Origin of the sequence: Yersinia canariae (assembly GCF_009831415.1) — a bacterium.
GTDB classification, from domain to species: domain Bacteria; phylum Pseudomonadota; class Gammaproteobacteria; order Enterobacterales; family Enterobacteriaceae; genus Yersinia; species Yersinia canariae.
On the sequence record NZ_CP043727.1, the window covers coordinates 2,878,506 to 2,899,312 of the forward strand.

The window sequence follows — 20,807 nt, forward strand, 5'->3', positions numbered from 1 at the left end:
CATCGCCGTGGATGATGCAGTTAGTCTTCCCTGCCGGTGGGGTGTTCTGCTCATAGCGGAAAATAGGCTGGCTGTACGGGTGATCTTGCCGTCAGCCATCAGACCCTAGCCGTCAGGCCCGAACCCCGGAGGGATTCGGCGGAGCTTACCGGCAGAGCCGGTTAGCGCAGTGGGGCTCGACGACCCGGCAGCGCCGGGGAGCAGGAGGGGGCTATTAGGCTGATGCTTCTCATTTTCCCTGAGCGTATATATGAGAAACTAGAAAAATCTCTTTTAATAAAGATACAATAATGTATGAGTCAACTTATTTTAGTCTTAACAAAAAATAAAACTCACATCAATTTATTTAACATTCTTTAAGAAAAAATGTTGTGTAAAAAGTAAAAAACGCAGATGATTTCGTTGCTACGTGAACTAATGAGGATTATAAATGGCTGCCATTGCAACTTACTTACCTGAATCGCAAATCATTACATTAACAAAGGATTTTCCAGCACTAGAAGACCCTCAGAACCCAATCGGATTTACAAACCCTACTCAATTTGCTTTCTTTTTCCATGAGTGGATTCATTTTCTTCATAATATTTCAACTATACATGGCTTTTCTGTTTTTTGTTCACAATTGATATTATGGAATAACTTCCGCTGGACAATGGAAAATAAAGACACTTCTCTCGGATCAAGTCATATTAATCCAGATCTAATCGAAAATAACAAAAATCATTTCAGCTTTATCATTTCAAACAGAAAAAGAAACCTATGTACGTTACCTGATTATGCTAAAAATAAAGACATACTCTTCGATGCGCATGAAATAGAACCCTTAAAGTATGCTGATGGTCAGGTTACCTGCACCTCATTAATTAAATGCAAAGTGACCTTTAATGACAATAGTTATGATCTTCATATAGGCCTGCTTGAGATTCTTGAATCTGTAGCTTACATGCTAGAGTCAAAATGTGCACAGGAAATGAATTCTACCCCACAAGAATCTCCATTTTATCCTTATCATACAGTAAATGGATTTGCAAAAAAGGTTGCATCATCATTAACGGATGATGATTTAATTTGCTGTATGTTAGCATCCTTACAATCAAATGACTCACCACGAGTCTTGATGAATCTTTTAATAGAAATGGAATCCTTAGAAGCTGATTGCAGGTATGAAAAATTAGTTTCGCATGTAAAAAAGCAGTTAAATGAATTAGCGGAAACAACAGATTCTTCTATTAATCAAATCATTAACCTTTTCCCTATTAACGAACCTATGGGGAACTTTATTAAACTAACACTTAGACGAATAAAAAATAATTTAAGCTTCAGGATCGAAGATCCATTCCTTGAGCTAAATATAATAAAAAATATCTCAAAAAAACCATTAGAAATGAATGGTTTTATTCGCAAGTTTGGCGGTTGCACCATAATCCAAAAAAGAAATAACGACCCAGAAATTCCAGAGTGTGATGTTATGTACGATTTTGAACTGCCAGAAAATGATGAATCAACTCTTTTTGGCTCAAAAAAATTGCACGCTTGTTTTCATTTTATTTTACTACATTATAGACCCTCTGGTGAAATAGTAAAAACAGAAAACTTAACAAACTCGTCGAGAAGTAGATGCCCTTTTTATACTGTTTGCGGTGCATCTTTGCGTGTTTCCAATAGCGAAATTTGCAACTCAAAACCATGGAAATCAATGTCCTGCGCTTCCAATCAGGGATGTTATTATGCAGCTGCGATGATAGCCACTAACCCTCCTAGCAATTCTAATTAAACCTCAATCTATAAAATATATAATGGCTCCATTTAGTTTCTTAAATAGCCCTAACAAATTTCAAGTCAGCTGTTAGAGGAGCCCTGCCCTTTGCCATCAGACCCTAGCCGTCAGTCCCGAACTCCGAAGGGATTAGGCGGAGCTTACCGGCAGAGCCGGTTAGCTCAGTAGGGCTGACGACCCGGCAGCGCCGGGGAGCCGGAGGGGGCCATACGCTGATGTCCGCTTCGTGCTGTGAGTTCAACTGATGGACGCAACACACTTATTGAACCGTTCTGCGGGTGATTCATAGTCTAGCGTTTTTCTCGGTCTTTCGTTGAGCTGTCTGGCAACGCTGTTCAGTCTCTGCTGACTGTGAACCGATAAGTCAGTTCCCTTTGGAAAATATTGTCTGAGCAACCTGTTCGTATTTTCATTTGAGCCACGTTGCCAGGGAGATTGAGGATCACAGAAGTAAATCTGGATGTCTGTTGCTACAGTAAACCGGGTGTGGCTGGTCATTTCAGCTCCCCGATCCCAGGTTAATGTTTTATAAAGCTCAACAGGCAATTCCCGGGCTTGTCTGATGAGTGCAGATATAACCGTTATGGTCTTGTTGTCCCTGATTTTGGTCAACATAACAAAGCGGGAATGGCGTTCTACAAGGGTGACGATATAGGAGTTTTTCGAGCCCTGGATCAGATCACCTTCCCAGTGACCAGGTATGGCTCTGTCTGCGGCTTCCGGTGGCCTTTCGCTGATAGGTATCGCATTCGGGATTTTCCCTAATCCTTTCCCTTTAAGTGATGACGTTCGGGATCTACGAACCGCTCTTCCGCTTCTGAGGCATTGCTGCAGCTCTTTTTTTAATGCCCCCCGGGTTTGTATAAAAAGCGTTTTATAAATCGTTTCGTGTGACACATGCATTTCCTGATTATCCGGATAACAGCGTTTCAGCCAACCGGCGATCTGTTCCGGCGACCAGTCCTGATGCATCTTCTCTGCAATGATTTTACACAATGTGGGGCTTTCAATTAGCTTGCAAGGTTTTGGTCTCAGAGCATTTTCCCACGCAGCAGTATCGGCTTTTGCTGCACGGTATTGCCTGGCACCTCCATGCCTCCTGACCTCGCGGCTAATTGTTGAGGGTGCTCTTGATAATTTGGCAGCGATGTCCCTGATACTGAGTTTTGCTACCAGTCCTCTGGATATCTCCTCTCTTTCATCAAGCGTAAGCGCTAATCGATGCCGCTTTCGCACGGGAGGACGGTAGCCACCTGTCTGATGGATAGTGGGCATAATAGAAGAATGGTATCTGTCGAACATTCTGGCGATATCATGCAGAGAATCACCTTGCTTGTATCTGTCCCAGATAATCGCCTTTTGTTCTGGCGTGTAGTAAATGCGAGTTCTTCGTTTCATGGCAACGTCCCCCTTGATCAAGGATAGCGTTGCACCGACCCGTTGAACTCACAGCCATATGCGGACATTGTCCATTACACTAATGTGTCCTAATTAGTAGTTTGCCATAGTGGACATGATTTATATTTACTTTCCCGGATCTTTGGCTGCAATTCATTAATTGATTCGAATTTCTCGTTGATTTTCAAGTCTATCAATTTGAAAATTATGGAGCGGCTAAATGTTAACGCCTTTTTCAACTCATTTTCTCCAAGATTATTAGACCCAGCATGGACTACTTTAGATCTTAATCCATATAGTTCTTTGACGTAATCTTCAATTTCTAAGCATTCATCTACTGATTCCCCACTTATATAAGCACATTGTTCAGCCATGCTAGCTACTATAGAGGCAGTAATAACACTATTTTCATTAACTTTGAAAAGTGCTTCAAGCGCAATTACGACTTTCAGTAAGGCACTTGATCTGTTTTTATCGCGATAAGCTTCGCCAATCCATTCAACTGCTCTGGAGAGTTTCCTTTCAAGTTGGGTGCCCGGAGATAAAACGACATTAAAAAAATTCGTCATCAAGCTTTCTTTTTTTTCTGGAAAATAATCAGCCAGATCACTCAGATCAATTATTTGATCTTGTTCACGCTTATTTCCAGCCCTTCCAAAAATTGAGCCTTCCGTATAAATAATCGATGGTTCGGTAGGAGAAAACTCATACATAAAAGCACCTATAGAAAACTCTTTACCTTTCTTCGCCAACAAGAAAGCAAATGACAACTCTAGTGTGTTGAAAAAAGTGTCTGCAATTTCTGAAGCTTTATAGGAATCTAATGATTTCACACATAATTGAACAACAGTTTTTGTAGATTGCTGTTTACTAAAGAAAGTATCTGAGAATGGAAGTTTGATATGGCTTGCATGGCGAGGAATCTCATAAAAACAAAATGGCCCTAGATTAACAGGGTGAGACCCATTTTTTATATTTCCACCAAATACTTGTTTAACAACCCTATGTTCTCTTTGCTTAACTAAACTACTAATGAGGTTTTTGAAATATTTAACACGAACATCCACATCATCATCCGGGTGATCACTACAATCAAATAAGGTTCTTTCAATATAATATCTAAAATATATCTTTGAAATAAATTGTCCATCATTGGTTTTTGATAAATCATCTAATCCTTTTTCAAAAGATTCATTGTCAGTGATTATAATGACGTTACCAATAAATCCATCGTCAGAAAATATTCTTTTTTCGACTGTGGTTTTATTTAATGTACATGATTTAAAAATTCGACTGGAAATATCTTTGCTATAACTCATCCTGAATCCTAATGTGATGGTGTAAACTAATACAGTCAATGCTTATCATGATACTATATCTCTATTGAAACAATAAATGGGGATTAGATAAAATTCAATAAGTTAACACTTCATCAGTTATGTCCGCTCCTCGCTCACAGCGGACCTTCAGCTCGGTTAACAGTTCGCTTCGTGCCAGAAGCGGACTGTTCAGCAACATATTGCTGAAAGAATCTAACATGTATAGAGATAATCTAAGATCGTTAACAGATTAACAAAGACAAGCAGAGACCTGCCGGTCCCGGCCTGAAAGAGGCTAAATCGCTAATCGTCATCCTCTAGGTCGGGTGCGATAACGACGGCGAATTTTCCATCCTCACGCTCCTCGAAACTCCTAATGATGCGTACAGCCTGCAGATGCTCGAGAATTGATATCACGCGTTCTCTGTTTACTACAGAGATTGTCGCCTGGGTTCTATTGATGAATATATGTCTCAATTCATCTTCGCCCAGCTGATGGCAAAGCTCGGCCAGTTGATGTTTATTCAGGCCTGTCACAATAAATCGCGTAAACAGCATGACCTTGAATTCTGCATGACTGGTGCTATTAAATACCCGCAGCAGGACATCATTAGGGAAATTGAGATCGGCGATATCAGACGCAATGAAATAATCAATAAATTGCGACACCAGATCCGCTCTCTCTTGCACAGTAAAGCGCGCGTAGACCATGACTTTTGTGAGCATGGCTGTAAAGAAGCGCGCGTCTTTTTCTTTTCTTAGATAGAACTCGGGCTGCGCCAAAAATTCACTTTTATACTGGCTGAACCAATAGACAAAGGCATCACTGATTTTCTCATCCAGATCCGCGTATTGAGCCGCAATTTTTTCATACACATCCGCGTCGAGAGGCAGCTTCTGCATGGCTACCAAGGTGCAGAAATGACGCGCGCTAAGCCGTTCATCAATGTCCCACATGTTAATCTCAAGCGGAGTAACCAGACTCTGATAAGCCTGCTCTTCCAGGTCATCGTTGCAGATAATTTTCATATAGAGCAGGTCATAGCGGTCGCCATCATAAACTTCTGGGGATGATTGACCCAATGTAGCCGCATGCTTGGTCACATACGCCGTCAGTATCGCCATGTTGCAGCCTTCACAGATATAGTCCATCAGCGCCCCCCATCCCGGCACGACGCGGTCATAACGGTAAAACAGGTCGTGATAGGAGAGCGTTAGCAGGTCTTCGGTAAATTCTGCTTTAGTGGATATCCCGCACAGGTCGGCAAACGAGAAGCTCATTTTTCTGACGATATCGCCTTTGCAATCGTCGCTTAGGGAGGTGTGGGTCAGCACGTAGCGGATACAGTCGGCATCCTCAGCGGAGGAGATAAACACATCTCTGACGAATATATCGATGTTTTGACTGAAGTAATCAGAAACCGTACCGAGTTTATGCTCATAGGCGAGCGTCCAGGGTTTCCTTTCCGCCTCTTCAGGCGTTATGTTGTCAATAAGACATGAAACGGCAATGCCAACATTGTGTCGAGTTAACTGATAAAGGCTGTTTTGCGCAATAAACTGCAGGCAATTCCGCTCCGTTGGCGTTATTGGTTCGAACAGCCCGTCATAGCATGCATCCGCCTGTTGTACATGACGCATGAACGCTTCCTGATTTTCTTCGGTGAGCTGAGATATGATGCGGCACCCCAGCGAATGAATAAGCTGGCGGTATTGCAGTTTATCTAGCGCATGTTCAGGCGATACGCAGGCTATCACGCTGATAGCAATATCGTTGGTGAATTTTTCATCCGGCTGGCCCGCGAGAACGGCAACCATTCTGTCAAGATAACCATTTTTTTGCAGCGCGGTAACGATTAACTTATCGACGGTTTCGGGTTTGCCAAATCGTGTATAAAGCTCAGAGAAAACAGCAAGGATGTGTTCATCAGACTGGCTGAATAGCGAAGCGAACATGCCCGCCAGATGCTCGTCCGCGTTATCAATCAGATGAGTCACCAATTGATGATGAAGCGCGCCATCGGCATAAATACGGTTATGTTCAACCAATTCGCTGATGACTCTGTTCTCGTCATCGATAAAATATTCACCGTTTGAGGTTGCGTAGCTCAGATCCTGACCGACGGCTTTCAGAAAGTCGTTATCATTTACGCTCATCGATCCTTCATGGAAAATTGAGCGGTAGGCCATAAAGTCCTGCATTACCAGACCATCGGACAGCAGCAGATACAAGGCGTCTAATCCGCCATTGCGCATATCGGTACACAAAGCATGGAGCTGCTGCTCAGAGACGAAGTCATGATCCTCCATCGCCTCAAGATACCCCTGCGCAATCTCTGCAAATTTCTCACGCCCGATTATTAGCGTAAGCTCTCGCAGCGAAAGAGTATTTTTTAATTTTATTGACTCTTTAATTTTCTTTATTTTTATTTGCAGTTCACTAAAAGCCGAGTTTTTATCTTTACCCATTTTTGTTTTTCGTTTCAGGTATTCTTCTTTTAGTTGTTCTCTTAATGCCCTATCAAAAAGTGAGAGTGAATTTCCCTGATGACTAACAAAGTAGCCTATATATAAATTTTCCTTTTGCGATAAAAATTCTAAAAAACCATTTTCATCATCAATTAAAGCCAAAGTTGTTAGGGGATAAAAATTACTGTATCCATTTCCGGTACCAAAATGAACGCCATCCCAGAGTATTTTCGGAATATATCGGCAAACTATTTCCTCTCTAACCCCCCTATGGTCATACATAGGCTCATGATTAAGATGTTCTATTTCGGCCTGTAAAACATCCAGTTTAGTTTCCAGAGAGTCGAAATGATTGCGGTGAAGTTTGCGGGTGCGATAGTCGCGAACAAATGAATATAAAACCCCGATTTTCTTATCGGTAAGAAAATAGTCTAAAGCATAAATGTTTTTATAAAAAACCAGCGATAACAGTTTGATTTTATCTTTGCCGTTATCAACTATGTTGCTGAACACATGGTACTCATTGACCAAATTCTGCAGGCTGCGCATATCATTTATATATGCCGAAATGCCTTTCAGATATTTATCGTTATGCGTGTCGAGCGACATTTTCCTCTTTAATAAGGTAAACGCGTTTCTGCTGTCCATAAATGGAATGACGGGAAGAATGAAATCAAAGAATTTAGTTCTGGCATCAGCGCCCAGGAACAGGTCGTCTCTTACCGCATAAACAAACCTGACCGGGTTGCCATCGACAATATTGTTATTAACTATTTTGTTAATTTCACGCAGCTTAACGAAAATCTCAGGCGTCCCTAGCCTATCAAGATCTTCAAAGATAACCACCTTATATTCCAGCTTGGTGAAAAAATAGACGATCTCGTCAAGGCAGTTGTTCAGTAAGGATGGCGTCTCTTGCTCGCTCGCCTCAACATCCCCGCTTAAGATGGCTATCTTGCTCAGCTTAAGTTTCTTATCAAAAATACCGATTCGAGATGCGCTGGCGGTTATAAAGTACAGCGCCGTAAAAGCCAACAAAACTAATATAATGCCTTTTAAAATATAGTGATCATTAAATACTTCAATCCAGGATGACGGGAGATGAAGAAACTCCGCGATGGTTTTAAAATAGAGAATAAATGCGGCAACCGCGATGGGCGCGACAACTTTAAGTAAGGCTCGATAGGTTCCCCTGACATAGTGGGAGCCCCTATCGATTATTCTGTCTATCCTTGAGTCGGGAAGCTTCTCTCTATTCTCTTTATAAAGAATCTGCTGCAGGATACTGAGTTCAACCTCCTGGTGAGTTGGGCTGACGGTTGTTTCATTTTCCGTCATATCGAATCCCGCAAGAGATACATTGATGTATTTATCATCACAGTGATATTTCATAAATGATGAAATAACCGTACTTTTCCCTGCGCCGTAGCTCCCTGTAATGGCAATGTTTCTCACGTCTTTCTGAGACAAGGCGTATTTCAGGGCAATGAAATACTCTCGCATACTGGCATCATTGATGGTTTTCGGCGCTAAAGTATCATAGCGGTCACCTGACTCCCCTTCAGTCAGACTCAGCTCCTGCTCTGCGCGTTGTACCTGATCTTTTACCTGGCGCTTAACCAGCCATGCCTCCGTCTTCCTGCACAGGTCTATTGCCCAGCTCAACATGCTCATTCAGCGGCTCCATTTTGCCAATACCCGATTACGATAAGCGGAAATTCCGAATGTGTTTGATGGCGTCCAGAATAATCCTGATGGTTATATCGTAGCGTTTCAACACGATGAAAACATATTCTTTTTTGAGTTACTCGTGCGGATTCAGATTTGGCTCGTATGAGAAGGCATCTTTGGGGATCATGACACGGGCTCAGCTCTGTGTACCAAGTAACACAGCATGGTGCGCTCCTAAGTCGAAGCTCTTGTATAGGTTGCTGGCAACATGCTGTAGCTTATCCATAATTTGATACTGTCCGGTCCAGCATTAATGCTCCGCTACATACGGTCAGGCTGCAACTGTTTGCATCCTGGAAAACGAGCTATGCACTCTAAGAGGTATCAGCAAGCATGACTTCCGCTTCACGCCCTGAGACATTCGACAAGCTTTTTTATGACTTCAGTAAGGGCGACTTTCGCGCTTCCAGTGCCAGCAAATATTTCGCTTCGTCGTACCGGGTTTTGGTCTTCCAGCAGCGGTAAATGATCCTTATCCATTTAAACGCCAGAGCCCGGAGCGCTGACTGATGAGATTTTCCTTTTTCTCGCTGCCCCTGATAATAAAGTCTGGCCCAGTATGATGAGTTAACCGTCTTGGCAGCCCATTCAACAAAGGTCTGCCTGACGAACTTGGCACATTGCCATCGCCAGTGAACCCAGGATTTCTGGCCACTTCGTTCTGTCACCGGTGCAATACCTGCGTAGTTTTGAATTTCTTCGGCGCTGTTAAACCGATCACGGTTATCACCAAGTGTAGCAAGCATTCGTGGGCCCATACACGGCCCCATGCCCGGAAGTGATTTGAACAGCCCCGCATCTGGCAATGTGTCAAACAGCGTTTCGATTCGTTCATCATAGGTTTTGATGATTTCACTCACGACTTTAATTTGTCTCGCCAGTGCTGTTGCCATCAAAGCATTAGCCTCTATAACACTCGGATCTGTCGTCAACGGGATGGAGTTATCAATACTCGCAACACGCTGCTCGGTAAGGGCCATTGCGCGGCCACCTTTGGCATTGAGAAAGTTGCGGATCGTGTCGCGCCTAGCTCGTTTTAGTTGTTGCAGACTGGGCCATTGCATAATCAGTTCACACAATAGCAAGCTACCCCGATGTGAGAACCACTCCAGGGGCTGAGGATAATACTGTTTAAGTGTGTTGATTAGCCGGTTCACAAAACGGCGTTTATCTTCAACCAACTGACGACGCTGCTCAACCAGTTGCTGAAGTAAGCGAATATCCGCATTGTCGGGTTCAATAGCTTTTATCTTTTGGGGATAGCGCAGCATTAACTCTAATGCCAGCTCAGCATCCTGCGGGTCATCTTTAGCGCCACTGGGCGAGAAAGCCTGCCGGTAACGAGCCAGGGACAAAGCGTGGACGGGGAAAACGGTGATAAAGGGATATTTTTTAAGAGCATACACCACGGGACCTTTCTTCAGCTCAACGGCAATAGCGATCCTGCCTTTTACCTTCTGGTGTAACTCGGTAAGCCAGATATCAAGCGCTTCTGCTGTATGTTTAATCACATGGAACACGCGTTCACCGTTTTTAAACTGAACACAGACATCGTGTTTTTTATCTGCCCAGTCCAGACCAACGTGTACAGCAAACTGATTAGTCACAGTCATCACCAACTCCTTTTTATCGGGGATTGGTATGCATTCCACGTTCTTCGAAAGAAATATAGCCAGCAGTTTATCTGCATGCCCTGAGTATTCGTTAGCGAACATGGAGCACCTACTGGCTCGAAAGAAAAGCGGCGATCATCGCATGATTCTCGCTCAATATTCGTAACCAGTAAGCGCATACCCTGAATCACTTCAAAGTGTAATTCTCAGGGTGCGAATGACTATATCTCGCTCGTTGCCGACTGTCATGCTGAATCGTGTTCTAACAAAGAACACGGCCAGATCAAGTCTGAGCCAATACATCTAAAGCGATGAACGGGCTCTTTGCCGCCCGCCCCCGCAGCCTGCGAATTTTTCCTTACACACAGTGCCACGAAAAATTCGCAGGGAGGTTATACCTTTAACACCACCACGACTCTGCCCACAGAAATATATGGTCAAAGCCACATTCCTTTGCGGCTTCCTCCTCCCGTCCTCAGGCTTTATCCATCAAATAACGATGCGCTTTTGAGGCGGCGCTGGCCGCTTTGAAAACATAGCGCTTATCGTTTTTCAGCGCCTGGAGCCATGAGGCAATATAGCTTTCATGCTGCACCTCTCCGATGATCCCCAGATCCGCCATCAGAAAAGCACTTCCCAGCTCCGCCACTAATTCCTCCTCCGCATAATCTGCACTGCCAAATTTCCCTTTCATTTCACGGTTAAGTCGTTTTTTACCACCACTCCAGTGAACCAACTCATGCAGTCCGGTAGCATAGAAATTAGCTGCATCTGAAAACAGATGGCGCTCTGGCAGCCAGACTTCATCAGTTGAGGGCCTGAAAAAGGCGTTTTGTCCTTTCTCAATGATGTTTGCGCCGCTCTTCTGGAACAGATTTTCAGCCTTCGGCAATGGGTCAAAGGTTGCTTCCGGGCTGACTGTTTCAGTTGTCAGCGGGAGGCCGTCAATTTGCTGAACGTTAAACACGGTGAAAGTTTTCAGCATCGGGATCTGGTCGATTTCGCCGTCTTCGTTTTCCTTCTCCAGAGTGGTGTAGAAAATAGCCGTTGTGCCGCGCTCTCCCTTACGGACATGACCACCTACTGCCTGTGCTTGTTTGTAGGTCATCCAGCGTGAATCACAGAAGCCCTGTTCTGATGCACTGCACCAGAGCAGCATGATATTCATTCCACTATACGCGATACCGGTTGCGAAGTTAGAAGGCAACCCAGACATGCCCGGCACTCGTTGCCACGGGCAAGACCATGGTTTTACACCTGCTTCAAGCGCTGCAATGATGTTGTCGGTGACGGTCTGATAAATATCTGTTCTGGTTTGAGAAAATTTCGTTTTTGAGGAGCCTGACTGCTCCAGCGGGGATACGCTGGTCGCCGCTGCGGTGTTAGGGGCGCTAGTCTGGGTATGCAGGGAAATCGTCATGGTTTTTTCTCCGTCAGTGGTGTGATTTTCGTCTTCGTATCGCCTGACGGTTCGCTTTCCCGGCATCGTTCCGGCCAGCAAGGGCGCAGAATGCGTGCCATTTACCCTTGTGGGACGGGTTGTGTTGGGAAACGATTAACCGAAAGCTGATACGGGAACGGAAAGCACGCGGGAGAAAAAACTGACACTGCATAGCCGTGCGTAGCGCCCCTTGCAACGCAGATGTGAAATGATTTTTTTAGCGAAATATGATCTTGAAGTATTTAAAAGTAGAACTTACTGCGAAAAATACCACAATAATTTACGGTCAACATAAAAATACGGCAAATATCAAAAAGCGTGTGGAAATAGAATAGGTGTACCGACAGGTGCAGTTATACAGACCTCTATTTTTAAGTGAGAATTAATAACTAATCTTTGTTAAGCATGTTTACTTTAATCCAATTGGCGATGACTATTCTGATATATTTACTAAGATTTACAAAGTCACTATTTTTTGTGTTAAATGAAAAATCTATATCACGCTGAAATTCAATTTCGCACTCATCAAAGAGAAAACTCCCAGCATGGGAATGTTTAGAGAGAACACTGTAAAATAGTCTGTAAGTTCTTTATCAAAATCATTGTTACAATATTTAATCATAACCTCTGAAAATTTCATATTTTCACAAATCCCTAATACCTCAATGGCGCAAACTTTATATGACTACGCCACCGTAGGATGATAACCTGCCATAGTTAACGCCAGATTGTAAAGGCGACAACAAGCAAGAAAGGATTCTTTCTTTTTTGAATCATGTAAAATTAGCACCTTAAAAAATTTACGAGTTTCTTTCGGCAACCTCATTTGATTAGTAAGGAAATTCAACTCATCAGACAAAGGCGGAGGGGATATTCGATCTTTCGAACCTAAAGGTGACTTAATAGCATGCTCTCTGAATTTTTTCTCAAGAAAAGCACTATTTGAAGAACTTTCTAATATTAATGTAGAATAAAAAATCCAATCCTCCATCTTCTTTCGGCCCTGCAAAACTTAAAGAAATTAAACCTGCATTGGTAGAATCGACTTGTTCTTCATCATATAAGTCTTTTATTCCATAGTGGTTATCCTTTACCAATAGCTCTAGCTCTAGCTCTTCATTTACGATGCCAGTCCTGAAACGAACAGATCTTGGTACGCCGTTACCATCTTTTATATTAAATATTCTAAATTCGGATTTTACCATATAAAAACCACAATCAAGAAGTGCTGAGAGATAAGCGTTCACATTGGCAGTGTTATTATATGCAATATTACGAGCGTGTTTAATATTCACTGCATGGACTTCTGTATCAAACATCAGTATTTGTTCAGATAAAGGTTCATTTCTAGTTGGCCAAGATTGAGGCTTTATAAGAAATTTATTTTCGAAATTAATAAAAATAACATCTTCAATTGCATAACAACACCTTGATATGTTCTGACTGTGTATTTTTTTAACTCCACATTATGGTCGCTAGCGATGACATCCTGAATTATACTGTGAGCAAAATACTTTAAAGTATATCGGTTAATTTCTCTTGGTTTTTCATAAAGAGATAAACGCACCTCATATATATAATCTGTATCAAGGACAAACTCGATATCAACATTAGCATCCTCACCTCTAACTCCACTATCATTTTGAAAACGAATGAACGTTGATTTGAAGATATTTCTAGTTGAAGAGGATATGTACTGACCGAATTTCTCTAAAGAAGAAGGAATTCTACTTAATATAAGCTCTTTGATTTTTATTTTTTGTTCAAGAGTATAATCCAACTGAAATTCCATAAAAATTCATGTTTGTTAAAATAATTATCAACATCTTCAATTTTCATTATGGTAATAATTAGTCCGCACTCAAAACAACCGCTCCTAACTCTGTTCCATTTTTGCCAATTCACATTGACTTTTCATAGATTTTAAATTCCTACTTTATTCACAATGCAAGTAAAACTGAAATGCCGATCTTTTTGGATCTTGTGTATCAATCACATAAAAATTTCGAGGAAAACTTCCTTCTACGCTTCGACCTAAGTGACTTAAACCATACATTGATAAAAGACGCCCGACTATCCTTTCTGACTCAGGAAAAATCTGCGAGGGGATTCGAAATACCTTTATTGTAAAACCATTAGCAAGCTGAACTCGAAGAGTGATTAAGCCATCCCACTCCTCAACGTCCAGTAACTGCCCGATAATATCATAGCCAGAAAACACAGGTCCAAACTGATGTTGCTGCAAGTGTTGCTGTAGCTTTTCACGATAAACAGGGCATAAGCAACGACTTATACATGTAACGCAATGTTTTCCAGTTTGTACAAGAGCTTCGGCATAAAAAGTCTTATTCAACGGTAATGTATTGTTCAATCTACTAAGAATATGGATAAGTCGGTCATTCTGGATTGTATCCAGATGTCCCAACCAGCGGTCAGAAGCACCTGCCAGCTCTAATTCGATATCAACATCAGGAATCTGTTCTTTCACCATCATTCCATATGCCGCAATTTGCAGAAAGTAATGGTCTTTCGGCTGGTTTGTTTCATCCAATACGTTGCCGGTTTTGAAATCTACGACCCGTATCGACCCCGAGTCTGTTTGATAAATCAGATCTGCTCTTCCAATCATATTGAACTTGGAGCTGGTAAGTAGTTTTTCTCTGCCAAAAGGAATTATGCCTTCTTGCTTTTCGAGCCTGATTGGCGAGTATTTTCCTCGCTCAGCAAAAGGTTTAGTTATCGATTTAGCATAGCGAACTTGTTCAAGCAGCATCTGACGGGATATTATTCCTGAAATGCCGTAACGTTGAAGAACCCATTCAGTAATGGGCCCTGCCCGTTTAGTATTACTCAATGCACTAATGAAGGAACTCTCTAACAGCTCAACAAATGAGGCTGGCGTACCATCTAAATCCTTTTGCGATGTATTCGCCAACCAATGTACAACACTTCCGAGAATCGTCCGAGGATGTAATGATACCTGGTGGGTAGTATGTAGTTCACTCTCCAGTAAGTATCTCGCTGGGCATGCAATAAACACTCCTAGCTTAGACGGGATCGCCGGACGAGTACGCGTAAGTGTTATAGCATTCATATCGCTCTCAATCCTCCTTATTACCGTCAGGGTTTCTTAGCTTGGTCATAACAGCCCCCATACGACGAGATAGATCAAAAGTACTGATCGTTTTTTTCTCCAGTTGCCACTCAAGGAATAACCTTTCAAGTTCAGGGTTAGCAGTAAAAACTCCATCCACGCTCCAGAATGGATGGGTCACCGCAACCCAGCGTTGTGGGCCAATGTTAATCAACGGAATATGGCCTACCACTCTAATTTCACTATTAAAGAGTGATGCCGCCTCTTCGGCTAAACTCACGGCATTTTCTCGCCAGTCAGCGATACCTGGAGCTGAGAAATCACCATTCAATCCAGCATCATAATTTTTATCCAGTAGCAGTTGAATAACATCCAGCCCAAGTCGCCAATCAAGCAACCCGTGATAAGCCTGATTACCATATCGGTGCAGGCAGTGATAACACGCCTGAATACATTTTTTCGGATGATCATTGTCCAGAAACTCTTTTAGCGGGAAGCCATTTTTGTTGCTGACAATAGCTTTCATTACCTCAAGAATTATAGGCGTACCGGATGTTCCTTTCTGTTGTAGACGCTCGCATAATCCGGAACCATTAACCAGACGATCGGCCATTTGCAGTATCGATGCCAGCCTTCCGTCCGCTAATCGTTGGACTCGCGGCTCCAGAATTTCGATTTCTTCAGGATCAATATCAAACAACTCTTTTGAAGCATAGTTAACAATAATAAATGCAGCAGAGAGCGCTGCGGCCCGGAATGCTGGCGTCTGTAACTGAAGACCAACAGGGGTGTTAACCACCATCAGAGCCAACAAGTCCGTCACTTTAGGTGCGGCAAGATAAAAAGAAGTTCTACTTTCCTGCAAAGGTGTGAACCGTCTTTTCAATAAAGGATCAGTCTCAAGCAATTGGCTATCAACCCAAACGCGATTTGCCGTTAATGACTGATACACCCCCTCCTTTCTAAAGGGAACTCGTAAGTTTCCCTGTAGCGCATTGAAACCGCTCCACCGTTCATCAGCATAAGTGCCGCGATTAAGACGGTGAAGACAGATTTGAGATTCAAGTTGAATAGCAACATTAGCATCAAACTCTGCCCCAGAAGAAAATGAGTATGCCTCAGCAATAGAAACTCGGCTGGCATTGGTCAGGGTTTGCTCGAGGTCCTCTTTGACAGATTTATCCTCCAGTGAGGTAAGAAACCCATAAGGTACATAACATTGGTACTGCTCAACATCATCTATCACCGCACCGCAAGAGGTGCATTCGCGGATCGTATGATTGATTGGAGTCCAGACATGACACACTGGACAGGCCGTCATCGTTCGACCTTCACCCAGTTCATTCACGTTAGAATCAAATTCTATAGATTTAGGATAGCGTTGCCGAAGCATCCCAGCATAGCCTGCCGTTAAGTAGCGCCGTTTGTCCTGTACCAAATATTTTCTCGGCGCAAATTCTTGTATCGCAATGTCCAGATCGCGATCCATGCTAGCAAATTGGATATCATTTTCATTAGTAGTAATGGCCCTGGTATGTAACAGACGCGTGCGAGTTGGCATGCCATACATCGGGAATTGCCCTCGCTCAGCCAATGCCTCTGCCAGCCCTTTACCTGCCATCGCATCGTCGTTTAGCGCTGCATCAATATCTTGTATCAGCTTGTCGGGGGTCAGTAATCGTACAATGTTTTGATAGAAGGATTGATCATCCGGCATGCAGACATGGGCAAATTCATCACGATCTCTCATCGTTGCTGTTAATGCCTGACGGATACGTGGTAGCCAGTCGATCCAATAGTCTTTTAGCCAGTCAACTTGAAAAAACTCGCCGTGGTTATCGGGTTTTTGCCTGTGTTCATCCACAGGCCATGACTGGTGTGAATTAATTGAGTTCTGTCTTAACCATTTGAACGCAGCCACCAACCAGACTTTGCGTACCAGTCGCTGGCAGATCATTTCCAGCTTGGTGGTTAAGAAAGGCGGTGGTGGAAGGTCGCCAGTTATTTTTTCTGGATGGCGGAAGTAAAACAGATCATGGCTTTTGCTACGACATGCAGTCAAAACGAAAGCAAAAGCCTGCCCACGTCGTCCAGCACGACCAACACGCTGCTGGTAGTTAAAACGCTGTGGTGGCATGTTGGCCTGAAAAACGGCACGTAAATCACCGATATCAACGCCAACTTCCATAGTGGTTGTGACAGAAAGCACATCAACAACGCGGGCCAATCTGTCCAGATCCTGGTCAGGTTCGAAGTCTTTCAGACCTGTTGGTAAAATATCATCATCATCTGCAATCAAAATACCTTTGAAACGGCGTAATCTTGCCGCTGGGTTTCCTGTCATGCCGGTAAGTTCTTCAGAACGCATACGACGGATGCCGGATGAGTATGAAATGCGTTTTCCGAGATAGTTTTGTTTTTGCAACATTCCAGCTTCGCCGGACGGTATTTCAGGCAACGGAGCATGGCAGCGGGTACAAATTTTTGCCCCCAAATGTAAGTGGACACGCCCGCACTTATCGCAACGCCAGAAACTATCGGCAGGATCGGTCAAGCGGAAGTGTACTTTACCAATATCAATAATGCCGCCTTGATGACCCACTAGCTCAAGCAGCGCAAGAAATTTATCGATTATAGAAGTATGGTCGCCACCAGAGTGTTGGCAAACCCGGCTGGCAAAACGGTGTAACCGGCTATTTGGAGAAACATCATCAGTGGAATGCCAGAGTGTTTCTTTGGTTGTGTATTGTGATGGTTTTACACGGTAGGCATCGGCCTGTACACGTAGCATAGCGTCAAATATTGCCAGTTGTTGCCGTGTATAGTTGCCAGAAATTGGAAGACAAGGATAGCCCCATCCGGCCTCTTCCAGCGAGAAATACGTTTTACTGAACACGCTTTCACCCGCCAGTTTTCTCAAATCCCACGAGATCTCTTTGCGCGCAACATCCAGATCGTCTTCATAAGAAGGATGCGCCTTCCAGCACCATTCCCCTTGAGGGTCTCGACTAAATAACTGCTGCCACACAAAAGTGGTGATATCTTCATGGTGATTTGCCGGGTCAGGAACAGCAGTGATCCCCGTCCGATCGGTCGGGTGAATACCAGCTTCAACCAATTTAGCCAGCAGTCGGTTAAGCCGCTTACCCGATTCAGGCGCTGAGGGTTCCAGTATTTCACCCAGTGAAATACTGTCGGCCAGTGGCAGCTCCAATTTCTCTTCCAGCATGCGCCTCTCACGAAAAAAATGCTCAAGCTCCTGATCTTCTTCTGGCGTCAAACCGCCGGCAACCTCTTTATTGACTAATTCCTTTCTGCGCTTAACTAGCCCAGATAATTGTTCTTGCAGTTTTTCATACGAGCATGAGCCTACGGCTAGATCTTGTAGTGAATAGACAAGGATCTCCCTCCGGATATCATCATGATGCCCAGATTCAAGATCGAGCGCCGCTTTGGCCGCATCCTGTCGACTGTCGGAAAAAGTGACCAACCGTTCCTGATCGCCGGAACGTTGTAGCTCCGTCATTAATGTACTGGCGAGTAACTGTGTGGTTTTCGCAAAACCAACTCGGAATCCACGAATAGGTGACTGTTTTCCTTTACCATATTTGTACGAGGTTTCACATGCGGGGCACTGAAAAGGTAGCGAGGATCCAGGGGACTGATTAGACGATTGATCTCTTTTCGGGGAGGAAAAGTCACCTGGTTTTACATAATAGAACCAGCCTGGAATATCAGTTTCAGCTAAGGGTTTTACGGGCGATATAGGTTGAATAGTTGCAGTGAACGGATCATAGCTTGCTTCTTGCCACTGACCAAAAGAGTCACTATCCGCAAGTTTTTCTTTACCCAAAGGCCAGAATCTATCTATGGTTGGCATAAATAAGGCATACTCTTCTGCTGAGCGCCGCTCAATCATGACCGATTTAGCATGTTCCGGAAGTTTTTCGGTATCAGGATCGTTGGGTAATAGTTCTATACGACGGCTATCTATCGCGGAGAAAGCGGAAGGTTTACCTCCCAGAAATAGCGTAGCGCAGCATTCACAATAGAGTAATTCCACACACCGCGATCGCTTATCACCATACCGACGATTACCATAGCGGAAGCCGGATTCGACAGTCATGTCGGCAAATAACCATTGGTTTCTTTCGTCTTTATCTGCTTGTGGCGGTGATGGCAGCGGAGCAACATATAATCCTTCCAATGCGCGTAAAAATGCATGGGCACGGAAACGCGGTAGTACGATGTGATCAGGAAAAGGATGTGCAAACCACTGCTGCCAACTATCAACCGTCGTCCGTATCAAGATTAGCGCACTGACACCCCTACGCGCATCAGGATGCTCCCCAAATAGATTGCCTGCCAGTGCGTTGATAGCGGTTGCACGTAGAGATTTGTTATCATCAATACATCCTTTTTCCAGCATTCTGGCAGCCAATAAGACCGTATGCTGCGCCAATTCTTCTATAGCAACACCATCGCGGTAGCATCCCAGACTACGCGCTATGTCGCACCATATTACAGATGCCTCCGGTGACTTTAGTTTCTCAACCGCCTGACAAAACGCAGGAAGATCGCCACAAAAACACGATATATCAACCAGTTCCTCGAGTTTTCCATCAACAATGCAAGCCCTCCAGTCCTTCGAGCTGGCATTCATTGGTAATCCGCGTTGCCCAAACATGCCCCATAGATAGTCAATACTTTGATTACCTTCCTGACCACTCACTGGGAGTGAAGCACTCGAAGCCAGAATTCGTAATTTGTGTCGATGTTGTGGTTGATCTAACCCCAGACGGTTGATCAAATGTTTAAGCAAATAGCTGACTTCAGTGCCTGCCGTGCCGCGCTGGAGATGCAGTTCATCGAGCACAAGGTAAAAGTAGGCGTTCGGATCGCGTTTAATCCATAGTTGGGTCTGATCAAAGATAGGATCGTCAATTTCACGCACCAGCATAGTTGAAAGCATGCTGGTGTTGGTAATGAGGATATCTGGTGGCATCTTTTGCATTTCCCAGCGGCTAAGCACTTCACCTCCGCCTGGCCTAGGGAAATTGAACTGTAGATTATCATCCTTATCGAGGTTCCCTTGATGCACCGCCTCTTTATGGGTCTTTTCAGCAAATTGCATATATTCACGTAATTCAGCAACTTTACCTGCGGCACGTTTTTTCTCTTTTGGCTCATTACCCTGTCGAGGATGATCCAACCACCCAGTCACTTTGGTGGCACTGGTATAACGACCAAAGAAAATACGATTGCCACCAAAATGGGAATCCATTACCTCATGAGCTTCATCAGAATCGAGAGCCCTGCGCATACGCACTAATTGATCTTCTACCAGCGCATTCATCGGATAGAGGATTAATGCTCGCACAGCTTTTGGCCTCCCAGAAGCAGGAGCTTCTCGATCTCGCATAAAGGTTGGTTGGGCATTTGGTTCACGCCACCATGGTTGCCAACTTTTAAGTGCAGAACTTTGCGACCATTGACTTGCCTCTTTGGCAATTTGTGCCAGAACAGGTAGCAAGAAGGATTCTGTTTTACCAGAGCCCGTTCCTGAAGTAACAATACCGGGCATACCAGGTTGCACACCTCGTTGTAACATTTCTAATTGATGGGTATAAAGTTTAAAATGCCCTTTGGTCGCATCCTTGGGATCGCGTGGCAAAAGTCCACCCAGACATAGATCGATAAACGCAGCCCTTTGCTGAACGGTAAACCCCGGCAGCCATTTATCCCCTTTAGAGGCATCCCGTAGATCACTAATGGTTAAATTATAATCCTTATATCTTGGCATCGGTTCCAGAAATAGATCCGCACATAACGTCCCTTGCTTTTCAAGTAATTCTCGGCGATACGCCTGAATGGCAGGAGAACCAATACGGAAGGCCGTCTCAAGATAAGCGATGTAAAAATCCCTTATTGATTCAAACGTTTCTAATGGGTTGTTCATAATATG

10 protein-coding genes are annotated in these 20,807 nt (G+C 43.8%); 1 reads left to right on the top strand and 9 read right to left on the bottom strand.

From position 1 onward, the window contains the following. Positions 1-430: 430 nt before the first annotated feature. Entirely contained in the window at positions 431-1,774 is a 1,344-nt protein-coding gene (locus tag F0T03_RS13350) for a hypothetical protein (RefSeq protein WP_159678875.1), read from the top strand. Between the two features lie 240 nt (positions 1,775-2,014). On the opposite strand, the gene F0T03_RS13355 is transcribed toward F0T03_RS13350, so the two are convergent. The 9 genes from F0T03_RS13355 to F0T03_RS13395 all read right to left on the bottom strand — a co-directional run bounded on the left by F0T03_RS13355 (position 2,015) and on the right by F0T03_RS13395 (position 20,801). After that, positions 2,015-3,175: an IS30 family transposase gene (locus tag F0T03_RS13355; RefSeq protein WP_159677579.1), complete on the bottom strand. Its 1,161-nt coding sequence runs from the start codon at positions 3,173-3,175 to the stop codon at positions 2,015-2,017. A gap of 89 nt (positions 3,176-3,264) precedes the next feature. Beyond that, positions 3,265-4,494 (bottom strand): HEPN domain-containing protein, encoded by a 1,230-nt coding sequence (locus F0T03_RS13360; protein ID WP_159678877.1) that lies wholly within the window; start codon positions 4,492-4,494, stop codon positions 3,265-3,267. A 303-nt stretch (positions 4,495-4,797) separates the two neighbouring features. After that, positions 4,798-8,637 carry a YobI family P-loop NTPase gene (locus F0T03_RS13365; protein ID WP_159678879.1) on the bottom strand — a complete coding sequence of 1,280 codons (3,840 nt, stop codon included), beginning with the start codon at positions 8,635-8,637 and terminating at the stop codon, positions 4,798-4,800. A 431-nt stretch (positions 8,638-9,068) separates the two neighbouring features. Then, positions 9,069-10,307, bottom strand: coding sequence for an IS110 family RNA-guided transposase (locus F0T03_RS13370; protein WP_159678881.1), 1,239 nt, complete (start codon positions 10,305-10,307; stop codon positions 9,069-9,071). 475 nt (positions 10,308-10,782) lie between these two features. Next, the gene (locus F0T03_RS13375; protein WP_159678883.1) at positions 10,783-11,727 is read right to left on the bottom strand and encodes an ArdC family protein; all 945 of its coding nucleotides are present in this window, start codon (positions 11,725-11,727) and stop codon (positions 10,783-10,785) included. A 959-nt stretch (positions 11,728-12,686) separates the two neighbouring features. Continuing rightward, a complete protein-coding gene (locus F0T03_RS13380) occupies positions 12,687-13,067 on the bottom strand; it encodes a hypothetical protein (protein WP_159678885.1) in 381 nt (126 codons plus the stop codon). 50 nt (positions 13,068-13,117) lie between these two features. After that, complete coding sequence (locus tag F0T03_RS13385) at positions 13,118-13,540, bottom strand: hypothetical protein (RefSeq protein ID WP_159678887.1); 423 nt, start codon at positions 13,538-13,540, stop codon at positions 13,118-13,120. A gap of 144 nt (positions 13,541-13,684) precedes the next feature. Continuing rightward, the gene (locus F0T03_RS13390; protein ID WP_159678889.1) at positions 13,685-14,842 is read right to left on the bottom strand and encodes a PD-(D/E)XK nuclease family protein; all 1,158 of its coding nucleotides are present in this window, start codon (positions 14,840-14,842) and stop codon (positions 13,685-13,687) included. 7 nt (positions 14,843-14,849) lie between these two features. Then, entirely contained in the window at positions 14,850-20,801 is a 5,952-nt protein-coding gene (locus F0T03_RS13395) for a DEAD/DEAH box helicase (protein ID WP_159678891.1), read from the bottom strand. Positions 20,802-20,807: the final 6 nt, after the last annotated feature.